The sequence below is a fragment of the Actinomadura sp. WAC 06369 genome (assembly GCF_003947565.1).
Classification (GTDB): Bacteria; Actinomycetota; Actinomycetes; order Streptosporangiales; family Streptosporangiaceae; genus Spirillospora; species Spirillospora rifamycini.
Genome location: NZ_QHJN01000061.1, coordinates 1 through 19,388, shown reverse-complemented (window position 1 = coordinate 19,388; position 19,388 = coordinate 1). Strand labels below are relative to the sequence as shown.

The 19,388-nt window shown below is 71.7% G+C and carries 18 protein-coding genes; 8 read left to right on the top strand and 10 right to left on the bottom strand.

The features are described from left to right. Positions 1 to 8: 8 nt before the first annotated feature. Positions 9 to 587 (bottom strand): DUF4282 domain-containing protein, encoded by a 579-nt coding sequence (locus DMH08_RS41675; RefSeq protein ID WP_233617664.1) that lies wholly within the window; start codon positions 585 to 587, stop codon positions 9 to 11. Between the two features lie 338 nt (positions 588 to 925). Here DMH08_RS41675 and DMH08_RS18250 point away from each other — a divergent pair, with 338 nt between their 5' ends. Next, positions 926 to 1,540, top strand: coding sequence for a prepilin peptidase (locus DMH08_RS18250; RefSeq protein ID WP_125616189.1), 615 nt, complete (start codon positions 926 to 928; stop codon positions 1,538 to 1,540). 3 nt (positions 1,541 to 1,543) lie between these two features. On the opposite strand, the gene DMH08_RS18245 is transcribed toward DMH08_RS18250, so the two are convergent. Beyond that, entirely contained in the window at positions 1,544 to 3,526 is a 1,983-nt protein-coding gene (locus tag DMH08_RS18245) for an LCP family protein (RefSeq protein ID WP_125616186.1), read from the bottom strand. A gap of 174 nt (positions 3,527 to 3,700) precedes the next feature. Between DMH08_RS18245 and DMH08_RS18240 the strand changes: the two genes are divergently transcribed. Next, positions 3,701 to 4,561, top strand: a complete 861-nt coding sequence (locus DMH08_RS18240) for a serine/threonine-protein kinase (protein WP_051301443.1) — start codon at positions 3,701 to 3,703, stop codon at positions 4,559 to 4,561. Position 4,562: 1 nt separating this feature from the next. On the opposite strand, the gene DMH08_RS18235 is transcribed toward DMH08_RS18240, so the two are convergent. The 4 genes from DMH08_RS18235 to DMH08_RS18220 all read right to left on the bottom strand — a co-directional run bounded on the left by DMH08_RS18235 (position 4,563) and on the right by DMH08_RS18220 (position 8,116). After that, positions 4,563 to 6,146, bottom strand: a complete 1,584-nt coding sequence (locus tag DMH08_RS18235; protein WP_051301444.1) for an OmpA family protein — start codon at positions 6,144 to 6,146, stop codon at positions 4,563 to 4,565. 29 nt (positions 6,147 to 6,175) lie between these two features. Further along, positions 6,176 to 6,757: a hypothetical protein gene (locus tag DMH08_RS18230; RefSeq protein ID WP_051301445.1), complete on the bottom strand. Its 582-nt coding sequence runs from the start codon at positions 6,755 to 6,757 to the stop codon at positions 6,176 to 6,178. Between the two features lie 62 nt (positions 6,758 to 6,819). Next, positions 6,820 to 7,377, bottom strand: coding sequence for an OmpA family protein (locus DMH08_RS18225; protein ID WP_125616183.1), 558 nt, complete (start codon positions 7,375 to 7,377; stop codon positions 6,820 to 6,822). A gap of 166 nt (positions 7,378 to 7,543) precedes the next feature. Further along, on the bottom strand, positions 7,544 to 8,116 hold the full coding sequence (locus tag DMH08_RS18220; protein WP_125616180.1) for a hypothetical protein: 573 nt from the start codon (positions 8,114 to 8,116) through the stop codon (positions 7,544 to 7,546). 134 nt (positions 8,117 to 8,250) lie between these two features. Here DMH08_RS18220 and DMH08_RS18215 point away from each other — a divergent pair, with 134 nt between their 5' ends. From DMH08_RS18215 to DMH08_RS18190, 6 genes are all read left to right on the top strand, one after another. After that, entirely contained in the window at positions 8,251 to 8,895 is a 645-nt protein-coding gene (locus tag DMH08_RS18215; protein ID WP_125616177.1) for a helix-turn-helix domain-containing protein, read from the top strand. Positions 8,896 to 9,232: 337 nt separating this feature from the next. Beyond that, the gene (locus DMH08_RS18210; protein WP_026405322.1) at positions 9,233 to 10,063 is read left to right on the top strand and encodes a hypothetical protein; all 831 of its coding nucleotides are present in this window, start codon (positions 9,233 to 9,235) and stop codon (positions 10,061 to 10,063) included. Between the two features lie 13 nt (positions 10,064 to 10,076). Continuing rightward, entirely contained in the window at positions 10,077 to 12,035 is a 1,959-nt protein-coding gene (locus tag DMH08_RS18205; RefSeq protein ID WP_026405323.1) for a fumarate reductase/succinate dehydrogenase flavoprotein subunit, read from the top strand. Continuing rightward, entirely contained in the window at positions 12,032 to 12,802 is a 771-nt protein-coding gene (locus tag DMH08_RS18200; protein WP_026405324.1) for a succinate dehydrogenase/fumarate reductase iron-sulfur subunit, read from the top strand. The genes DMH08_RS18205 and DMH08_RS18200 overlap by 4 nt, the downstream gene beginning before the upstream one ends. Positions 12,803 to 13,055: 253 nt before the next feature. Then, entirely contained in the window at positions 13,056 to 13,745 is a 690-nt protein-coding gene (locus DMH08_RS18195) for a Crp/Fnr family transcriptional regulator (RefSeq protein WP_026405325.1), read from the top strand. A 43-nt stretch (positions 13,746 to 13,788) separates the two neighbouring features. Next, a complete protein-coding gene (locus DMH08_RS18190) occupies positions 13,789 to 14,763 on the top strand; it encodes a LysR family transcriptional regulator (RefSeq protein ID WP_026405326.1) in 975 nt (324 codons plus the stop codon). A gap of 17 nt (positions 14,764 to 14,780) precedes the next feature. On the opposite strand, the gene DMH08_RS18185 is transcribed toward DMH08_RS18190, so the two are convergent. The 4 genes from DMH08_RS18185 to DMH08_RS18170 form a co-directional block, all read right to left on the bottom strand. Next, positions 14,781 to 15,419: a hypothetical protein gene (locus DMH08_RS18185; protein WP_125616174.1), complete on the bottom strand. Its 639-nt coding sequence runs from the start codon at positions 15,417 to 15,419 to the stop codon at positions 14,781 to 14,783. 160 nt (positions 15,420 to 15,579) lie between these two features. Further along, the gene (locus DMH08_RS18180; protein ID WP_026405327.1) at positions 15,580 to 16,332 is read right to left on the bottom strand and encodes a succinate dehydrogenase/fumarate reductase iron-sulfur subunit; all 753 of its coding nucleotides are present in this window, start codon (positions 16,330 to 16,332) and stop codon (positions 15,580 to 15,582) included. A 2-nt stretch (positions 16,333 to 16,334) separates the two neighbouring features. Next, on the bottom strand, positions 16,335 to 18,272 hold the full coding sequence (locus tag DMH08_RS18175) for a fumarate reductase/succinate dehydrogenase flavoprotein subunit (RefSeq protein WP_026405328.1): 1,938 nt from the start codon (positions 18,270 to 18,272) through the stop codon (positions 16,335 to 16,337). 2 nt (positions 18,273 to 18,274) lie between these two features. Beyond that, positions 18,275 to 18,964, bottom strand: a complete 690-nt coding sequence (locus DMH08_RS18170) for a succinate dehydrogenase cytochrome b subunit (RefSeq protein ID WP_026405329.1) — start codon at positions 18,962 to 18,964, stop codon at positions 18,275 to 18,277. Between the last annotated feature and the right edge of the window lie 424 nt (positions 18,965 to 19,388).

Genomic DNA, 19,388 nt, shown 5'->3' with positions numbered 1-19,388 from the left:
AGCCCCGGCTAGCTCTTGTCCTTGATGACCCGCAGGTATTCGCTGATCTTGAACTGGTTGATGAGGAACTCGAGAGCCATGCGGGTCGTCACCAGCTGGAACAACCAGATGATCGGGGTCGCGAGCAGCGTGAGGACGCCGAGCATCTGGTTCCACTCGAGGAAACCGACGCCTGTCCAGGCGATGATCAGAGCGAAAAGCGTGATCAGCACGACCGCGAGCCGGTAGATGATTTTGATCATCTCGGCGGTGACCATGTGGTCGAAGTTGGTGTCGAACAGCGCGCCCATCAGCCCCTTGCGCCGCTGTGGCGGTGTCCAGCCCGGTGGCGGCACCTGCGGGTGCGGGCCGGTCGTGTACGGGCCCGGGCCCGTCTGGTTCGGGTTGGGCTGGCCCTGGCCGGGCGGCGGAGCGGCCGGAGGGCGCGGGTTGGGGACCGGGATCGGGCCGGTGCCGCGATGCGGTGGCTGCTGCTGGGGCGGCTGCTGCTGGGGATGCGGCGGGGGCGGCGGACCGTACGGGCCGCCCGGGGGCTGCCCGCCCGCGGGCGGGCGCGCTGGCTGGCCGGGGTCCGAGGGGTGCGTCATCGCCGTCGTCTCCAGTGTTGAGCCGCCTACAGGGGAGACTCTAAAGCCTGCACGCCTCCCAGCGCCGTGACCGACCCGCACCGTTCGATGAAGCCGCGGGCCGTCCGCGCCCGGTCAGTGCGGGGGCCACGCGGACTGGGTGCCCGCCGAGACGACACGTTCGTGCGTCAACGGGTCAGTACTGTCACCGAGTGGTGAGGCCGGTGCCGTTCGGCCGTCGTTTCGGAACGTCGGACGGCGCCCGCGCCGACGGCGCCGTGCGCGAACTCGGCTCGCCCGTCCGACCCGGTTGGCTATCGTTCCGGAAGGCTTCACTCGGCGGATCGGGGCGAGGGTCGATGATCGCGTTGGCGTTGGTGCCGCTGGGGTTCGTCGCCGGCCGGCTCCTCGCGCCGCTGGCGGAACCGTACGTCGGCGACGTCCCCGACGGGGACCGGACGGCCGTCGGCGCGGTCACGGCCCTCGTGTTCGGCGTGCTGGGGTTCGCCGTCGGGTTCGAACCCGTCCTGCCCGCACTCCTCTACGTCGCGCTGGTCGGGACGCTGCTGGCGTTCGTCGACGTGCACGTCAAGCGGCTGCCGGACGGCTTCACGCTCCCGTCGTACGCGATCGTGCCGACGCTCCTCGCCGCCGCGGCGCCGTTCACCGCGGACGGGACGCGCCACTTCGCGCAGGCGCTCGCGGGGATGGCGGGTCTGTTCCTGCTGTACGCGGTGCCGGCGTTCGTGAAGCCGTCCTGGCTGGGCCTCGGCGACGTCAAGCTCGCGGGCGTCCTCGGCCTGTGCCTCGGCTGGTTCGGGCTGGAGACCTGGCTCGCGGCGGTCCTGCTGACGTACCTGCTCAGCGGCGTGCTGAACGTCGCCGTCATGGTCATCCGCCGCAGCCTGCGGCGCGAGTTCGCCTACGGCCCGTACATGCTGGCCGGCGCGCTCGGCGCCGCGGTCCTCGCTTAGCGCCTACTCGCAGAGCTTCTTCCCGGACTCCGCCTTCTCCCCGATGTTCTGGATGGGGGGCGGCGCCAGCTTCAGCCCCTTCTTCCCGATCACGAGCCGCACGCCGTCCTTCGGCGCGCCGCCGTCCGGGGTGAGCAGCGCGTCGGGGGCGTCCCGCGCGAGGACGGACGCCTGCGCCTCGGCCGTCGGCGCGAACACGATGCGGCTGTCCGGCGCGTCCGGCGCGTCCTGGATGTCGTCGGCCACCTTGAACCCGCGCCGCTCCAGTTGCTTCACGATGTTGTCGACGGCCTTGTCCCTCGCGCCCGCGGACACGACGGTGACCTCGACGTCCTTGGGCTTCGGCGCGGGCTTCGCGTCCGCCGGCGCGGCGGGCGCTGCGGGGAGCTTGTCGTCGTGCCGGATCGCCTCGAACATCGGGTCGGCCAGTTCGTCGTTCCACTGCACCCGGTTCGGGTCGGGCTTGTAGCCCTTGACCGGGACCGTGACGAACCGGACCTGCCCGGCGCTCATGCCGCGCAGGCCCTCCGCGAGCTTGCGCATGTCCGACAGGCCGAACTCGTCGTCGGTGGTGATGGAGTCGGTGGCCGCCTTGAGGAAGTCGTAGGTCTTGGCCGGGTCCGTCAAGACGTCGGAGCTGAGCGCCTTGTCCACGACGGCCGCCATGAACTTCTGCTGGCGCTCGATCCGCCCGAGGTCCGAGCCGTTGCCCAGCGAGTACCGGGCGCGGACGTACCCGAGCGCCTTATCGCCCTTGACGGTCTGCTTCCCCGCGTCCAGGTACAGCTCCGCGCGCGGATCGTTGACGGGCTTCTCGACGCAGATCTCCACGCCGCCCAGCGCGTCCACCATCCGCTTGAACCCGGAGAAGTCGATCTGGACGAAGTGGTCGATGTGGACGCCCGTGAGCGACTCGAGCGTCTTCCACGTGCACGTCGGTCCCGCGTAGGCGAACGCGCTGTTCAGCATCCCGAACCGCGCGGACACCTCGCCGCCGTCCTCCTTCTCGCACTCGGGGATCTTCACCATCGAGTCGCGCGGGAAGCTCACCGCGACGGCCTGGTCCCGGTTCGGCGACAGGTGCAGCAGGATCGTCGTGTCCGAGCGCGCGCCCGCCATCCCCGGCACCGCGTACTCGGCGTTGTCGCCCTCGCGGGTGTCCGAGCCGAGCAGCAGGATGTTGAGCGATTCGTTGAGCTTCTGCGGCCGGTCCGTCCCCAGCTGCGACCCGACGTTCTTCTGCTCGATGCCGCCCATCAGGTCGCGGTACAGCCAGTACGCGCCCCCGGTCCCGGCCACGAGCACGGCCACGAGGCCGATGGCGGTCCGGCGCAGGATCTTGCGCCGCCGGGCCCGCCGCGTGTCGTGCCGGTCCGGGAACGACACCACGTGCCGAGCGCCGTCGTCGTCCGGACCGTCCCCGGAGTCCGAGCGGCTCTCGGCGTCCTTCTCGCCGCCCTCGTTGGCACGGTCCTGCGCCTCGTCGCCGTCCGTACCGTCGCCGCCCGTGACCGCGCCCTCGCGCGCCTCCATCTCGCCGCGCTCGTCGGCGTCGTCTTCGCGCTCGTCCGCGTCGCGCCCTGACTCGGACTCGTCCGTCTCGCCGCGTTCGTCCGAGTCGGCCCCGCGCGCGTCCGTGCCCTCACGTTCGACCGTGCTCTCGCGCTCATCGGCGTCGCGCTCACGCTCGTCCGAGGTGTCGGCGGGCCCGTCCGCGCCATCCGCCCCGCCCTCGCCCGCACCCGCGTCCTTGCGCGCGTCCGCGCCTTCACCCGCGTCCGTGTCGCCTTCGCGCGCGTCCGTGTCGCCCTGGGAGTCGTCCGTGTCGGCCTTGGGGGTGTCCGTGGTGTCCTGGCCGGTGCCGGGGGTCTCGTCGTCCGCAGCGGGGGTGTCGGGACGATCGTGGACGGCGGGGGCTTCGTCTTCGGGGACCTCCGCGGAGTCCTCGCGGCGCGGTTCGGGGCCCCTCGGGGGTTCGGTGCTCATCGGTCCCGTCTCGGCAAGCCCTGTCGGGGCGTGGTCGGTGCGGCTCGTCAGTCTACGAACTGGGTGGGATCGCGGCTGATCGCCCGACTCCCTTTATTAGATGCGCAGAAGTCGTGATCTGTTGACACGTTCGTCCGAATCGAGGCCCGTGGTGGGGAACCGTACGATCGCTGCGTGAGCACGGGGTGGGTGATCGGCGGCCGGTTCACGATGCTGGACCGGATCGGGACGGGCGGGACGAGCCGCGTGTGGCGGGCGTTCGACCACGCCGAGGGACGGTACTGCGCGGCGAAGCTCGTCCGGCGGCGCGGACCGACGACGGTGCTGCGGGCCGTCCGGGAGCAGGCGCTGCGGCTCGCGCACCCGCACGTGGTGACGCCGTACGCGTCCTGCGCGGCCGACGACGACGTGCTGCTCGCGATGGAGCTGGTGCGCGGCGGTTCGCTGCAGACGCTCCTCGGCGACTACGGGCGGCTGCCGCCGGAGTACGCCGCCGAGGTGCTGGACCAGCTGCTGGCCGCGCTGAGCCACATCCACGCGGCCGGGGTCGTGCACCGCGACGTGAAACCGGCGAACCTGCTGCTGGAGCCGAGCGCGGTGGGCGCGCCGCTCGTCCGGCTCGCCGACTTCGGGATCGCGCTCGAGGACGACGGGCCGCGGGTCACCACGACCGGGTTCACCGTCGGCACCCCGGGCTACCTGGCGCCCGAGGTGCTGGACTGGAACCGGCCGGGGCCGCGCCAGGACCTCTACGCGGCCGGGATGGTCGGGTGGCGGATGCTGACGGGTGCGGGCGACCCGGAGCCGCGGCAGCGGGTGGGCGCGCCGCCCGCCGGGACGCCGCCGGGGCTGTGGTCGGTGGTCGCGTGCCTGTGCGACCCCGACCCGGAGCGGCGCCCGCCGGACGCGGCCGCGGCGCGCCGCGCCCTCGGCATGTGCGGGCTGGTGCTGCGGCTGCCGGCGTGCACGCTGGACGGCGAGCCGCTGCAGATCTTCGACCACCTCGGCCCGCCCCCGGGACCGCGCGGCGCCTGAGTCACCGGATCGGGATGTTCGGGATCCGGCCGAACGGGCCCGCGTCGAACGTGACGGACCGGACGTCCGGCGGCGGCGCGGGCACGTAGACGAACCCGCGGTTGCTCGTGCCCGGTTCCGTGCGGAAGACGGCCCAGCCGGGGTCGACGAACGCGAGGTTGACCCGCACCGGGTCCTGCGGGCCCATCCGGACGCCGCGGTAGGCGGTCCCGGACGCGGGGTCGAGGACGGAGAACGCGCCGAACCTGCCGTAGGAGCCGTGGTCGCCCTGGTAGTCGGACGTGGAGGCGGGCCCGGTGTCGGGGCCGAGGTTGGCGATGTCGAACACGGCGACGAGGTAGGCGCCGTCCCGGTAGAAGGGCTTCACGTCGATCCGCCGCCGGTCGCCGGCGCCGAACGACGCGGTGCGGCTCGCGACCGTCCGGCCGTCGTCGGGACGGAACGGCGCGGGCGCTCCGGCGCCCGTCGCGCGCTCGTCCCGGGGCGCGCGGGACGTCGCGGCGGCGGTCGCGGCCGTCTGCTGCTTGATCTTGTAGGAGACCTCGACGCGGCGGTTCCGGGCGCGCGCCTCGGCGTCGTCCGCGCCGCCCTCCTGCGCGATCGGCTCGGCCTCGCCCTTCCCGGCCGCCTCGTACCGGTAGCCGGGGCCGAGCCGGGCCCGCAGCGCCTCCAGGACGGCGTCCGCGCGGCGCCGCGACAGGTCGAGGTTGTAGTCGTCCGCGCCCTTGCTGTCGGTATGCCCGGTGATGCGGATCGGTGGTTTCGCCGGGTCGGCCTTGGCCCGGGTCTCGCGCGCCACCTCGTCCAGGACGGCCTTCGCCCGTGCGGACAGCGCGGCCTTGTCGAACGCGAACACCACGTCGGTGCGCAGCCCGATCGTCTCCTCCGTCGAGCTGCTGGTCGTCGACTTCGCTTCGCCCTCGGTGAGGGAGTACAGGTCGTGGGTCCCGCCGGAGGTCTCCCCGGTGGGGTTCCGCATCGGGAACGACACGGTGGACCCTGGCCGAGGGGTTTCGAGCCCGCCGGGGACGCCGGGGGCGGCGGGGCCGTCCGGTCCGCCCGCCACGACCGGCACGCCGGTGAACTCCCCGGCCGTCGTCGGGCTGATCACCGTGATCCGGCGGACCGATTCGGGCAGCGGCGGGAACGCCAGCACCGCCTCGTAGCGCACGCCCGGGTGGACGGACGTCCAGCGCGTCTCGCTGCCGACCGTCAGGTCGCCGCCGTCGTAGAGCGGGGTGTACGCCTTGTGCCCGACGGGGTCGACCAGGGTGAAGTGCAGGTTGCCGAACGCCGAGCCCGCCACCGACGTCCCGAAGGAGTAGAAGGTCGCCTCCTTGCCGGGGTTGGTCAGGTAGAACCGCAGCAGGGAGCGGTCCGGCAGGCGGCCGACCTCCTTGACCTCGATGCGCGACCGGCCGCCGCCGAGCGCCGACCACGCCTCCTTCACCAGCGGCCCGGTGTACGCCGGCGTCCGCCCGGTGCCCGCCGTCGCGGCGGGATCGCCGCCGTCCCCGCCGTCGCACGCGGCGAGCAGGGCCAGGGGCAGGACGAGGACGGCGGCGAGGGCTCCGTGCACGCGCATGGCTCCTCCGGGGGTTCAGGGGCGGGACGTCACCGGTCGATCGGCACGCCGCGGAACGCGGGCCACGAGCCGACCTGGACGTCGATCTTCCGCACGTTCTCCGGCGGCGCGGCGAACGTGAACTGGAGTGCGGCGGGCTGCCCGTTCTCGCTGCTGGTGTAGTTGAGGTCGCTCTGCAGCGCCGAGTCGGACGAGTCCCGGACGACCACGTACCGCTTGAGGTTCGTCCCGTCGAGCAGCGTGACGGGCGGTTCGACCCCGTGGAGCTGCGACAGGGACGCCGAGGTCGAGTCCGCCCCGGCCGGGAGCTTGGGGGTGAACCGGACGTCGAGGACGGCCAGCTTCCCGGCCGTCGACAGGCCCATGATCTCGACGTCGACGGCGGCGCCCTTGGCGAGCGGGCTGGTGAAGGTCTGCTTCGCGACGGGCTCGCCGCGCCCGGCGGACGGGGCCCGGCCGCCGACGGCGCCGCGGGACGTCCCGCGCTCGGACGCGCCGGACGCGCCGGGGCCGTCCAGCACCGAGCACGCCGGGGCCGCGCAGGCGGCGAGCAGCGCGGCGGCGAGCACGGCCGCCGGCCGCGCGGTTCTCGTTCGGGTCGGGCGGCGCATCGGGTTCCTCCTTGCCGATCCGGGCGGACGGGTGTTCTCTGCCGCGTTCGCCGTCATCGGGGTCACGACTCGCTGAAAGTGATCTCGACGCGGCGGTTCAACGCGCGGCCCTCCGGGTCGTCCTCGCCGTTCTTCTCGTTGGGCGCCACGGGGTCGGTCTCGCCGCGGCCCTCGGCGGTGATCTCGACGCCGGCGCCGGACAGGTGGCGGGCGAGTTCGGCCTTGACGGCGTCGGCGCGCTGCCGGGACAGCTCGCGGTTGTAGCCGGGCTCGCCGTGCGAGTCGGTGTGCCCGGACACCTCGACGGTGTCGGCGGTGCCGCGGACGCGGGCGGCGATATCGGCGATGTGGCCGCGTGCCTCGGCGGTGAGCGCCGCCTTGTCGAACTCGAACAGGACGTCGGACGAGATCTGCACGGTGACGCGTCCGTCGGCGCTCTCCTCGCGCTCCAGGTCGACGACGGCGCGCGACAGGTCGATGTCGAGGACGGCGGAGGCCGCGTCGATGCCCCGGACGGACGCGTTGACCGCGGAGTCCGGCACGTCCGGTTCGGCCGCGGCGACCGACGGGACGGCGAGGGCGGCGACGAGCACCCCCGCGATCACTGTTCTCCGGCGCATGCGGATCCTCCGTTCGTCGCCGCGGGTGAAAGGGGCGTCCATGATCTGAGTGGTTCGTTGCCGACGATGATGTGCCGGACGGGCGCATTGTTCGCGGCCGTTTCCGGCCGCGGCGCTCTCGCGGTGCGGGCGCGGCCCGGGCGGCCGCGGTCGGCGGGCGCGCGGGTCATCGCTGCACGGGGATGTCGCGGAACGTCGGCCAGCCGCCGAACTGCAGGTCGAGGGCCTTCACGTTCTCCGGCGGCGCCGCGAACGTGTACCGGAGCGCGCCCGCCTTGCCGTTGACGAGGTCGGTGGTGATGTCGTCGGTCTCCATTTCCCGACCGCGCGAATCCTTGACGACGACGTAGCGTTTCAGGTTGACCGGGTCGATCAGCGAGGGATCGATGCCCTCGTTGCCGTTCAGGTCGTAGGGGCTGGCCTTGTCCGGCCCGCCGGGAGGGATGCGCGGGGTCATCCGGACGGTCAGGGTCGCCAGCTTCCCCCGCACCCGCAGGCCCAGGACGGCGATCTCGACCTCGGCCGACGGCGCCTGCGGCGGCGCGCCGAGCGTGGCGGCGACGATCGCGTCGCCGGTGGCGTCGACGGACGGGTCGCCGCCCTCGACCGCGACCCCGGACGCTCCCGAGGCCGAGTCCCCGGACGAGCCCGCGTCGTCGAGCATCGTGCAGCCGGCCGGGCCGCCGGCCGGCAGCAGGACCGCGGCCGCGGCGGCCGCGGCACGGTGGAACGGACGCATGGAACGAGCCGCCTTTCCTGGTCGTCGCATGTGCAAACGGAGGTTTACGTGGAACCATGGCGTCGGCACAGACGTTGGATGTGCGTACGAGAATCTAGTGTTTGCACTTGCGAACGGTCAAGGGAGTTTTCGCGTTGAGCGCCGCCGAGGACACCGTCGTCCGGAACCGGGCCCTGCAGGTCGAGTGGTACGGGGAGCCGCTGGGGGAGCGGGTGCGCCGGCTCCTCGACCGGCTCGGGCTGTCGCAGTCGGGGCTGGCGGGGGTGCTCGGCCTGTCCGCGCCGATGCTGTCGCAGCTCATGTCCGGGCAGCGCGCGAAGATCAGCAACCCGGCCGTGCTGCACCGGCTCCTGGCGGTCGAGGAGCTGGCCGCCGACCCCGGCTTCGCCGACCTCCCGGCCGCCCGGGTCAAGGACCGGCTGGCGGAGATCCGCGCCGAGTCCGCGCCGACGACCTCCGGCCTCCGCGTGCCGGCCGGCGCCCGCGCGTCCGGGGGCGCGTCCGCCTCCGCGTCGCCCGCCCAGGCCGAACCCGCCCAGGCCGAACCCGCGCCGGACGGACGCGCGTCCGGCGGGCGCACGCGGGCGGAGGCCGGCGCGCGGGACGTCCAGGCCCTGCTGCGCGAGGTCGCGTCGGCGGGCGAGATCGAGGCGGCCGCCGCGCTGCTCGCCGACCGCTATCCCGACCTCGCCGAGGCGCTCCGGGTGTACGGGACGGGCCGGACGAGCGAAGCCGAGGCGCACTTCGCCCGGACGGTGCTGCGGGCGGGGCTCCTCTAGCACGAAATCGGAACGTTCCGGCCACCCGCGGATGGGCGGGCGGTCATGCTTTCTTGTGCTCGTCTCGATTCCCCTTGGCCATAACGACTGCTTATAGATCTTCAGGACGTCCGGAAGTCGTTCGGACGGCTAAAGTCTGTGGTCAGGGTCACATGCGGGTCCGCCTGTTATGTATGTCACAGGTCCGCGCCGGTGGCGTAGGGTCGCTTCGCTGGAAGCGCGCACGGGGCGTCACCGCCCGCATGCGGGCGGGGCCGCGGCCGAGGCGCGACGGCCGCATGGCGCGCGCAGACCGTGGTACGGGGATCACACGACCCGAGGCTCAGGAGAGCGATCGATGAGCACACTGGAGGCGCCGGCCAAATCCCGCGCCCAGATCAAGGAACGCACGCTTCGCAAGGACAACTGGCGGCTCTACCCGATCACCACCTTCGTGATCTTCACGGCGTGGGTGGTGTACGCGACGATCCGGGCCTTCTGGGGCGCGGCCTTCTTCGTCCCGGAATTCCATTACCTGTCGCCGTTCTTCTCGCCGTGCTTCAACGAGATCTGCAACAACGTGACGGTGGACGGGCACACCGGCGACGCGGCGGAGTTCGGGACGTTCCTCCCGGCCGGCACCCGCGGCTGGATCCCGTTCGCGGTGATCTCCCTGCCGTTCCTGCTGCTGTTCCGGCTGACCTGCTACTACTACCGCAAGGCGTACTACCGGTCGTTCTGGGCGGCCCCGCAGGCGTGCGCCGTCCGCGAGCCGCACGGCAAGTACACCGGTGAGCGGCGCTTCCCGCTGATCGGGCAGAACCTGCACCGCTACTTCTGGATGGCCGCGGTGCTCATCTCGCTCATCAACACCTGGGACGCGGTCCGCGCCTTCCACGGCGAGGGCGGCGGGTTCGGCATCGGCCTCGGCACGGTCATCCTCTGGGCGAACGTGATCCTGCTCTGGCTGTACACGCTGTCGTGCCACTCGTGCCGGCACATCGTCGGCGGGCGGCTGAAGAACTTCTCGAAGCACCCGGTGCGCTACCGGATGTGGGGCTGGATCTCCAAGATCAACGAGCGCCACGGGATGTACGCGCTGATCACGCTCGGCTCCCTGGTCGTCGCCGACGTCTACGTGATGCTCGTGGCCAGCGAGACCATCTCCGACCTGCGCATCATCAACTGAAGGCCAAGGAATCATGACTGAGATCGAGAGGCACTCGTACGACGTCGTGGTGATCGGTGCCGGCGGCGCCGGGCTGCGCGCGGCGATCGAGGCTCGCCTCCAGGGCAAGAAGACGGCGATCATCTCCAAGTCGCTGTTCGGCAAGGCGCACACCGTCATGGCGGAGGGCGGCGCCGCCGCCGCGATGGGCAACGTCAACGCCAACGACAACTGGCAGGTGCACTTCCGCGACACGATGCGCGGCGGGAAGTTCCTGAACAGCTGGCGGATGGCGGAACTGCACGCCAAGGAGGCCCCGGACCGCATCTGGGAGCTCGAACTGTGGGGCGCGCTGTTCGACCGCACCAAGGACGGCAAGATCAGCCAGCGGAACTTCGGCGGGCACGAGTACCCGCGGCTGGCGCACGTCGGCGACCGGACGGGCCTGGAGCTGATCCGCACGGCCCAGCAGAAGATCGTCGCGCTCCAGCAGGAGGACCGCGCCGAGCACGGCGACTACGAGGCCCGCCTCAAGGTGTGGGCCGAGACGACCGTCACGCGGCTGCTCAAGGACGGCGACCGGATCTGCGGCGCGTTCGGGTACGTGCGCGAGACGGGCAAGTTCGTCGTGTTCGAGGCGCCGGCCGTCGTCCTCGCCACCGGCGGGATCGGCAAGGCGTTCAAGGTCACGTCGAACTCGTGGGAGTACACCGGGGACGGCCACGCGCTCGCCCTGCAGGCCGGCGCGACGCTGCTGAACATGGAGTTCGTCCAGTTCCACCCCACCGGGATGGTCTGGCCCCCGTCCGTCAAGGGGATCCTCGTCACCGAGTCGGTGCGCGGCGACCGCGGCGTCCTGAAGAACTCCGAGGGCGAGCGGTTCATGTTCAACTACATCCCCGAGGTCTTCAAGGACAAGTACGCCACCTCCCCCGAGGAGGGCGACCGCTGGTACGACGACCCCGACAACAACCGGCGGCCCCCCGAGCTGCTGCCCCGCGACGAGGTCGCCCGCGCGATCAACTCCGAGGTGAAGGCCGGCCGGGGCTCCCCGCACGGCGGCGTGTACCTCACGGTCGTCGACCGGATGCCGGGCGGCGCCGCGGAGATCGTCCGGCGGCTCCCGTCGATGCACCACCAGTTCAAGGAGCTGGCGGACGTCGACATCACCAAGGAGCCGATGGAGGTCGGGCCGACCTGCCACTACGTGATGGGCGGCGTCGAGGTCGACCCCGACACCGCGGCCGCGAAGGTCCCCGGGCTGTTCGCCGCCGGCGAGGTCGCGGGCGGCATGCACGGCTCGAACCGGCTCGGCGGCAACTCGCTGTCCGACCTGCTGGTGTTCGGGCGCCGCGCCGGGCTCGGCGCGTCCGAGTACGTCGACGCGCTCGACGCCCGTCCGGCCGTGCCCGACGAGATCGTGGACGACGCCACGGCGGAGGCGCTCGCACCGTTCGAGCGCGAGGGCGGCGAGAACCCGTACGCGGTCCACGCCGAACTGCAGACCACGATGAACGAGCTGGTCGGCATCATCCGCAAGGAGGAGGAGCTGCGGCAGGCCATCGAGGCCCTGCAGAAGCTCCGCGAGCGGGTCGCCCGCGTGTCCGTGGAGCCGGTCGCCGTGCACGACGGCCGCGGCTACCACCCCGGCTGGCACCTCGCGCTCGACCTGCGCAACATGCTGCTGGTGTCCGAGGCCGTCGCGAAGGCGGCCCTCGAACGCCAGGAGAGCCGCGGCGGCCACACCCGCGACGACTACCCGCAGATGTCGGCGGAATGGCGGAAGGTCAACCTCGTCTGCCGCCTGGCGGGCGACCCGGCTGACCCGCACGTCGAGCTGACGCGGCAGCCGATGCCGGCGATGCGCGCCGACTTGCTCGGCCTGTTCGAGACCGACGAGCTGAAGAAGTACCTGACCGGCGAGGAACTGCCCGCCGACGCCGCCGCGGCGGACGCGGACGGGAAGGCCGAGGGCGAGGAGGGCGACGGATGAGCTACGAGGCGAAGTTCCGCGTCTGGCGCGGCGACGAGGGCGACGGCGAGCTCACCGACTACACGGTGGAGGTGAACGAGGGCGAGGTCGTCCTCGACATCATCCACCGCCTGCAGGCCACGCAGGCCCCGGACCTGGCCGTCCGGTGGAACTGCAAGGCCGGCAAGTGCGGCTCGTGCTCCGCCGAGATCAACGGCATGCCCCGGCTGCTGTGCATGACCCGCATGTCGACCTTCGAACCGGACGAGACGATCACGGTCACGCCCGTCCGCACGTTCCCGGTCATCCGCGACCTGGTCACCGACGTGTCGTTCAACTACGAGAAGGCCCGCGAGATCCCGTCGTTCGACCCGGGCGACGCGAAGCCGGGCGAGCTGCGCATGCAGCAGGTGGACGTCGAGCGCTCGCAGGAGTTCCGCAAGTGCATCGAGTGCTTCCTGTGCCAGAACGTCTGCCACGTCATCCGCGACCACGAGGAGAACAAGCCCGACTTCGCCGGGCCGCGCTACCTCATGCGGATCGGTGAGCTCGAGATGCACCCGGCCGACCAGGCCGACCGCCGCGAGATCGCCCAGCAGGACCACGGCCTCGGCTTCTGCAACATCACCAAGTGCTGCACCGAGGTCTGCCCCGAGCACATCAAGATCACCGACAACGCGCTCATCCCGATGAAGGAGCGGGTCGTCGGGCGCAAGTACGACCCGGTGGTCTGGCTCGGCACCAAGCTCGGGATCGTCAAGAAGGGGCAGGACACCCCCTCCGCCTGACCCGGCGAGCGGCCGGCGCCCGCACCCCCTCCGGGGCGCCGGCCGTCCCCGAGCCGCGTCCCGGCGGTGCGCCGGCGGCCGCGGGGCGGGCGGCGTGCCCCCGCACCGCCGCCCGCCGTTCCCCGCGACACACCGCGCACCACCCTGGCGCACCCGCGAGGGGGACGAATAGGGAGAAGTGCACACAACGTGTGATGGATTCGTGATTCTTTCCCCGGGACCGGTCCCGGGGGGTTCGCTTTAGCGTGGTGGCATGACCGCCCTCGAACCGGGTTCGTTCCTGGCCGAACTCACCCCGGCCGAACGCGCCGAGCTGGAAGACCACGGGCACGTCCGGGACTTCGAGCGCGGCGAGGCGCTGTTCGTCGAAGGCGACCGGTCGGCGTGGGTGGCGGTCCTGCTGAAGGGACGGGTGAAGGCGTTCACCTACCGCGAGCACGGCGGGGAGGCGCTGCTGGCGGTGCGGGAGCCGGGCGCGCTGCTCGGCGAGGTCGCGGCGATCGACGGGCTGCCGCGGTCGGCGACCGTCGAGGCCCTCGAACCGGTCCGGGCGCTCGCCGTCCCGTCGGCGGCGTTCATGCGCTTCCTCGAAGCCAACGGACGCGTGTCGATCATCATCATGCGGATGCTGTGCCAGCGGTGGCGGGACGCCGACCGCAAGCGCGCGGAGTTCGGCATGTTCGACGCCACCGGCCGGGTCGCGCAGCGCCTCGTGGAGCTCGCCGAGCGGTTCGGCGTGCCGTACGGGTCCGGGCAGCCGGGCGGCGAGAGCGTCCGGATCACCCTGAACCTGTCGCAGGAGGAGCTGGCCGGCTGGGTCGGCGCGTCCCGCGAGGCGGTGAGCAAGGCGCTGCGCCACCTGCGCGGGCACGGCCTCATCGAGACGGGACGGCGCCGCCTGATCGTCCACGACCTCCAGGCGCTGCGCGAGCACATCCGCTAACCGCCTGCGGGCGCGCGGGCGGCGGCCCCGTACCCTGTGCAGGATGCAGTTGCAGCAGCTCGCCTATTTCGTCGCGGTCGCGGAGGTCCGGCACTTCACGCAGGCCGCGGAGCTCCTGCGCGTGGCGCAGCCGTCGCTGAGCAAGCAGATCCGCGCGCTGGAGAGCGAGCTGAACGTGTCGCTGTTCAGCCGCGCCCGCGGCAACATCGCGCTGACGCCCGCGGGGGAGGCGCTGCTGCCGCTGGCCAAGCGCATCCTCGCCGACGTCGAGACCGCACGGGTCGAGGTGCAGGAGCTCGCCGGGCTGCGGCGGGGGCGGGTGCGGCTGGGCGCGACGCCGTCGCTGTGCGCGGGGCTGCTCGCCGACGTGCTGCGCCGCTTCCACGACGCCTACCCGGGCATCCAGCTGATCGTCGAGGAGGGCGGCTCCCGCGACCTGGTGCGGCAGCTCACGCGGGGCGAGCTGGACATGGCCCTGGTCATCCTCCCCCTGCACGGCGACCCGCCGCTGGACACCACCCCGATACTGCGCGAGTACCTCGTCGTGGCGTCCCCGGCGGAACCGGCGGGACGGACGCCGCTGCCGCGCCGCTCGTTCCTGCGGATCGACGACCTGCGGAACCGTCCGCTCGTGATGTTCCGCCCCGGCTACGACCTGCGGGAGGCGACGATCGGCGCGTGCCGCGCGGCCGGGTTCGAGCCGCGGTTCGCGGTCGAGGGCGGGGAGATGGACGCGGTGCTGCGGTTCGTCGAGGTGGGGCTGGGCATCGCGGTGGTGCCGAGCATGGTGCTGGCCGGACGGCCGGGCCTGCGGGGCACCCCGCTGGTGCTGGACGAGGCGGCGCGGCGCGGCCACCACGGCGAGGGCCTGCTGCGGACGATCGCGCTCGCGCACCGCAAGGACGTCGAGCTGACCCACGCCGCGCGGGCGTTCCAGGACACCCTCGAGACGTTCCTCGTCGAGGCGCGCCTCGCCGGCAGCCTCCCCGAAGGCGTCGAAACCCTCGTCCACGACTGACCCGGCCCCCGCCCGGGTCAGCGGCCGAATCCCGGCCAGGCCCGTTCGATGAGCTGCCGGACGGGACGGTGCGTCGGCCGTTCGGCGTCCGCGCCGGCGAGGCGCAGCCAGCCGCGAGTCCGCGTCTCCTTCACCGCGACGAGGACGGCCCGGTACGCGGCGGGCGCGCACACGGGGGTCTGCCGGATCACCTCGTCGTAGAACCAGTCGGACGCGATCAGTGCGAGGACTCCGGGGGACGAGCGCAGGGCGGACTTGACCGGGTCGGCCTCCAGCAGCCGGAACGCCAGGTTGAGGGAGGAGCCGACCACGCCGTGCGGGTCGTAGCGGATCTCCCCGGCGTGGAGCGCGACCCGAAGCCTGATGCGCGCTCCGGCGACGGCCGTGCAGTTGTGCCGGACGAGCGGCGTGGCGAGCGCGTCCGGGAGGCGCGCGGCGAGCCGCTCCTTCGGTACGCCGGGCGGGACGAGGATCATCGCGCCGTCTCCGCGGTCCTCGTAGTAGCAGGAGTTCCAGGGGACGCCGGATTCGGTGAAGGCGCGCTGGAGCGCGGCGTACATGCCGCGTCGGACGGCGAGCCGGTCCCAGTCCGTCCGGCTGCGGTGCCCGTAGCCCTCGACGTCGACGCACACGATCGATCGGTGAACGGCGGTCATCGGTGTCCGCCCCCTTCCGGCGGTGATGCATCTGCATATGCACGTGACGATGCACGTGCACGGGCCCGTCATGCTAGTGCATGAGGTCCGGCGGGGGCGGAGAAAAGCCAAGGCCCCGCCCGGTTGCCGCGGCCGGGCGAGGCCTTGGGGGGCGGGGCGGCTACTTCTTCTTGCCGCCCGCGGACGCCTTCAGGTAGTCGCCGTTGAGGCGCCCGATGACGTCCAGGCCGATGCCCTTCGGGCAGGCGACGGTGCACTCGCCGGTGTTGGTGCAGCCGCCGAAGCCCTCGGAGTCGTGGGTGTCGAGCATGGAGACGGCCCGGTCCCAGCGCTCCGGCTGGCCCTGCGGCATGAGGCCCAGGTGGGTGATCTTCGCGCCGAGGAACAGCGCGGCCGAGCCGTTCGGGCAGGCCGCGACGCACGCGCCGCAGCCGATGCACTCGGCGGCCTCGAACGCGGCGTCGGCGTCCGGCTTCGGGACGGGCGTCGAGTGGGCCTCGGGCGCGGTCCCGGTCGGCGCGGTGATGTACCCGCCGGACTGGATGATCCGGTCGAACGCGGAGCGGTCGACGACCAGGTCCTTGACGACCGGGAACGCCGAGGCGCGCCACGGCTCGACGTCGATGACCTCGCCGTCCTTGAACTTGCGCATGTGCAGCTGGCACGTCGTGGTGTTCCGCTCGGGACCGTGCGGCGTGCCGTTGATGACCAGCGAGCACATGCCGCAGATGCCCTCGCGGCAGTCGTGGTCGAACGCGACGGGCTCGGCGCCGTCGGCGATGAGCTTCTCGTTGAGGACGTCGAGCATCTCCAGGAACGAGGCGTCGGGGGAGATGTCGTCGAGCTTGTACTCGACCATCTTGCCCTTGTCCTGGGGGCCGCTCTGGCGCCAGACGCGCAGTGTGAGCTTCATGGTTACTTGTACGACCTCTGCGTCGGCTTGACGTATTCGAAGTTGAGGGTCTCCTTGCGCAGGACGGGCTTGGCGCCCTCGCCCTGCCAGCCCCAGGCGGCGACGTAGCCGAAGTTGTCGTCGTCGCGCTTGGCCTCGCCCTCCTCGTCCTGGCTCTCGGCGCGGAAGTGGCCGCCGCAGGACTCGGTGCGGTGCAGTGCGTCGATCACCATCAGCTCGCCCAGTTCGAGGAAGTCGGCGACGCGGCCGGCCTTCTCGAGCTGCTGGTTGAGCTCCTCGCCCTTGCCGGTGACCTTGACGCGCTTCCAGAACTCCTCGCGCAGCGCCGGGATGAGCTCGAGCGCCTTGCGCAGGCCCTCCTCGGTGCGCTCCATGCCGCAGTACTCCCACATGATGTGGCCGAGCTCGCGGTGGAAGGAGTCGACGGAGCGGTCGCCGTCGATCGACAGCAGCCGGTCGATGCGGCTCTTGACGCGCTCCTCCGCCTCGGCGATCGCGGCGTCCGACGCCGGAGGCAGGGCGTTCTTGGCGATGTAGTCGTTGATCGTGGCCGGCAGCACGAAGTAGCCGTCGGCGAGGCCCTGCATGAGGGCGGACGCGCCGAGGCGGTTCGCGCCGTGGTCGGAGAAGTTCGCCTCGCCGATCACGAACAGGCCGGGGATCGTCGACTCGAGGTCGTAGTCGACCCACAGGCCGCCCATGGTGTAGTGCACGGCGGGGTAGATGCGCATCGGCGTCTCGTACGGGTTCTCGCCCGTGATCCGCTCGTACATCTCGAACAGGTTCCCGTACTTCGCCTCGACCTTGTCGCGGCCGAGCCGCCCGATCGCGTCGGCGAAGTCGAGGTAGACGCCGAGCCCGCCGGGGCCGACGCCGCGGCCCTCGTCGCACACGTTCTTCGCGGCGCGGGACGCGATGTCGCGGGGGACCAGGTTGCCGAACGAGGGGTAGATGCGCTCCAGGTAGTAGTCGCGCTCGTCCTCGGGGATGTCGGCGGGGCGGCGCTCGTCCTTGGCCTTCTTCGGCACCCAGACGCGGCCGTCGTTGCGCAGCGACTCCGACATCAGGGTCAGCTTCGACTGGTGGTCGCCGCTGACCGGGATGCAGGTCGGGTGGATCTGCGTGTAGCACGGGTTGGCGAACAGGGCGCCGTGCCGGTGCGCCCGCCAGGACGCGGTGACGTTCGAGCCCATCGCGTTCGTGGACAGGAAGTACACGTTGCCGTAGCCGCCGGACGCCAGCACGACCGCGTCCGCGGTGTAGTGCTTGACCTCGCCGTCGATCAGGTTCCGGACGACGACGCCGCGGGCGCGCCCGTCCTCCATGATCAGGTCGAGCATCTCGTGGCGCGGGAACAGCTCGACGTTGCCGAGCTCGACCTGCCGCATCAGCGCCTGGTAGGCGCCGAGGAGGAGCTGCTGCCCCGTCTGGCCGCGGGCGTAGAACGTCCGGGACACCTGGGTGCCGCCGAACGAGCGGTTGTCGAGCAGGCCGCCGTACTCGCGGGCGAACGGGACGCCCTGCGCGACGCACTGGTCGATGATGTTCCGGGAGATGTCGGCGAGCCGGTACACGTTCGACTCGCGGGACCGGAAGTCGCCGCCCTTGACCGTCTCGTAGAAGAGCCGGTACACGCTGTCGCCGTCGTTGCGGTAGTTCTTGGCGGCGTTGATGCCGCCCTGCGCGGCGATCGAGTGGGCGCGGCGCGGGCTGTCCTGGAAGCAGAACTGCTGGACGTGGTAGCCGGCCTCGCCGAGCGTGGCGCCGGCGGACCCGCCGGCCAGCCCGGTGCCGATGATGATGATCTTCTTCTTGCGCTTGTTGGCCGGGTTGATCTGCTTGGCCTCGAACTTGCGCGTGGTCCAGCGGTCCTCGATCGGGCCGGCGGGCACCTTGCCGTCGACGATCGGGTCGCCGATGTCGTAGAGGTCGTCGCTCATGTTCAGCTCACCCATCCGAAGGTGATGGAGACGGGCACGGAGATGAAGCCGATCGTCACCACGGCGGAGACGGCGATGGCGAGGCCCCGCAGGAGGTTGTGGCTGCGCGGGGTGCGCAGGCCGAGGGTCTGGAACGCGCTCCAGATGCCGTGGTGCAGGTGCAGGCCGACCAGCAGCACCGCGACGACGTACCAGACGGTGATGTACCAGCGGGACGGGTCGAAGTCCGCGATCATCCGGTCGTAGGGGGTGTCGTCGGCGCCGAGCGGGTTCACCACGAAGAACGTCAGGTCCAGCAGGTGCCAGACGACGTAGAACGCGATGATGATCCCGCCGTAGCGCATCGTGTGGGTGGCGTAGCCCTGCGCGTGGCTCTTCTTCTTCGACTCGTACTTGACGGGACGCGCGGCGCGCGCGCGGCGGGCCAGCGACACCGCCGACCACATGTGCAGGACCACCGCGACCAGCAGGACGACCTCGAGGAGCGTCAGCACCGTCCGGCGGGGGACGGCGGGCTCACCGATCGTGCGCAGCCAGTGCGCGTAGTGGTTGAAGTCCTCCGCGCCGAAGAAGATCTTCAGGTTCCCGACCATGTGCGCGATCAGGAACAGCACGAGGATGCCGCCGGTCACGGCCATGACGGCCTTCTTGCCGACGGTCGACCGGTAGATCGCAGGTATCGCTATAGCCACGGGCGCACGTTATGTCCGACTCGGTGCAGAGCTCCAAGTCATGGGCGCACTCATTTCGATAGCCCAGGACTATCGTCCGAGGAGAACGGGGGTTTCCGCGTTCCACCGGGCGTCCGTAGGTGAGCGACTTCACAGACCGTTCGGGAACTCGGACTTAACGTGACCGAAATGACATTGACCCGCCTTCGAAAGGCCCAGGTCGGAACGGGTCGCGCCCTCAGCCCTCACTCAACCACGCAGTGCCGGCCCCACTGCGATTGCGAGCGAAGCCAGATTCGAGCGGAGCGATGCAGCAATCGCGGCAAGGCCCGTTGAAGGAAGGTCGTCTAGCGGCCTGACGCCGAGGGCCGCGCATGGGAGCACAGCAGGACGGCGAGGTCGTCGGTGAGCGCGTCCTCGTTGAGGTGCTCGACCTCGGCGACGA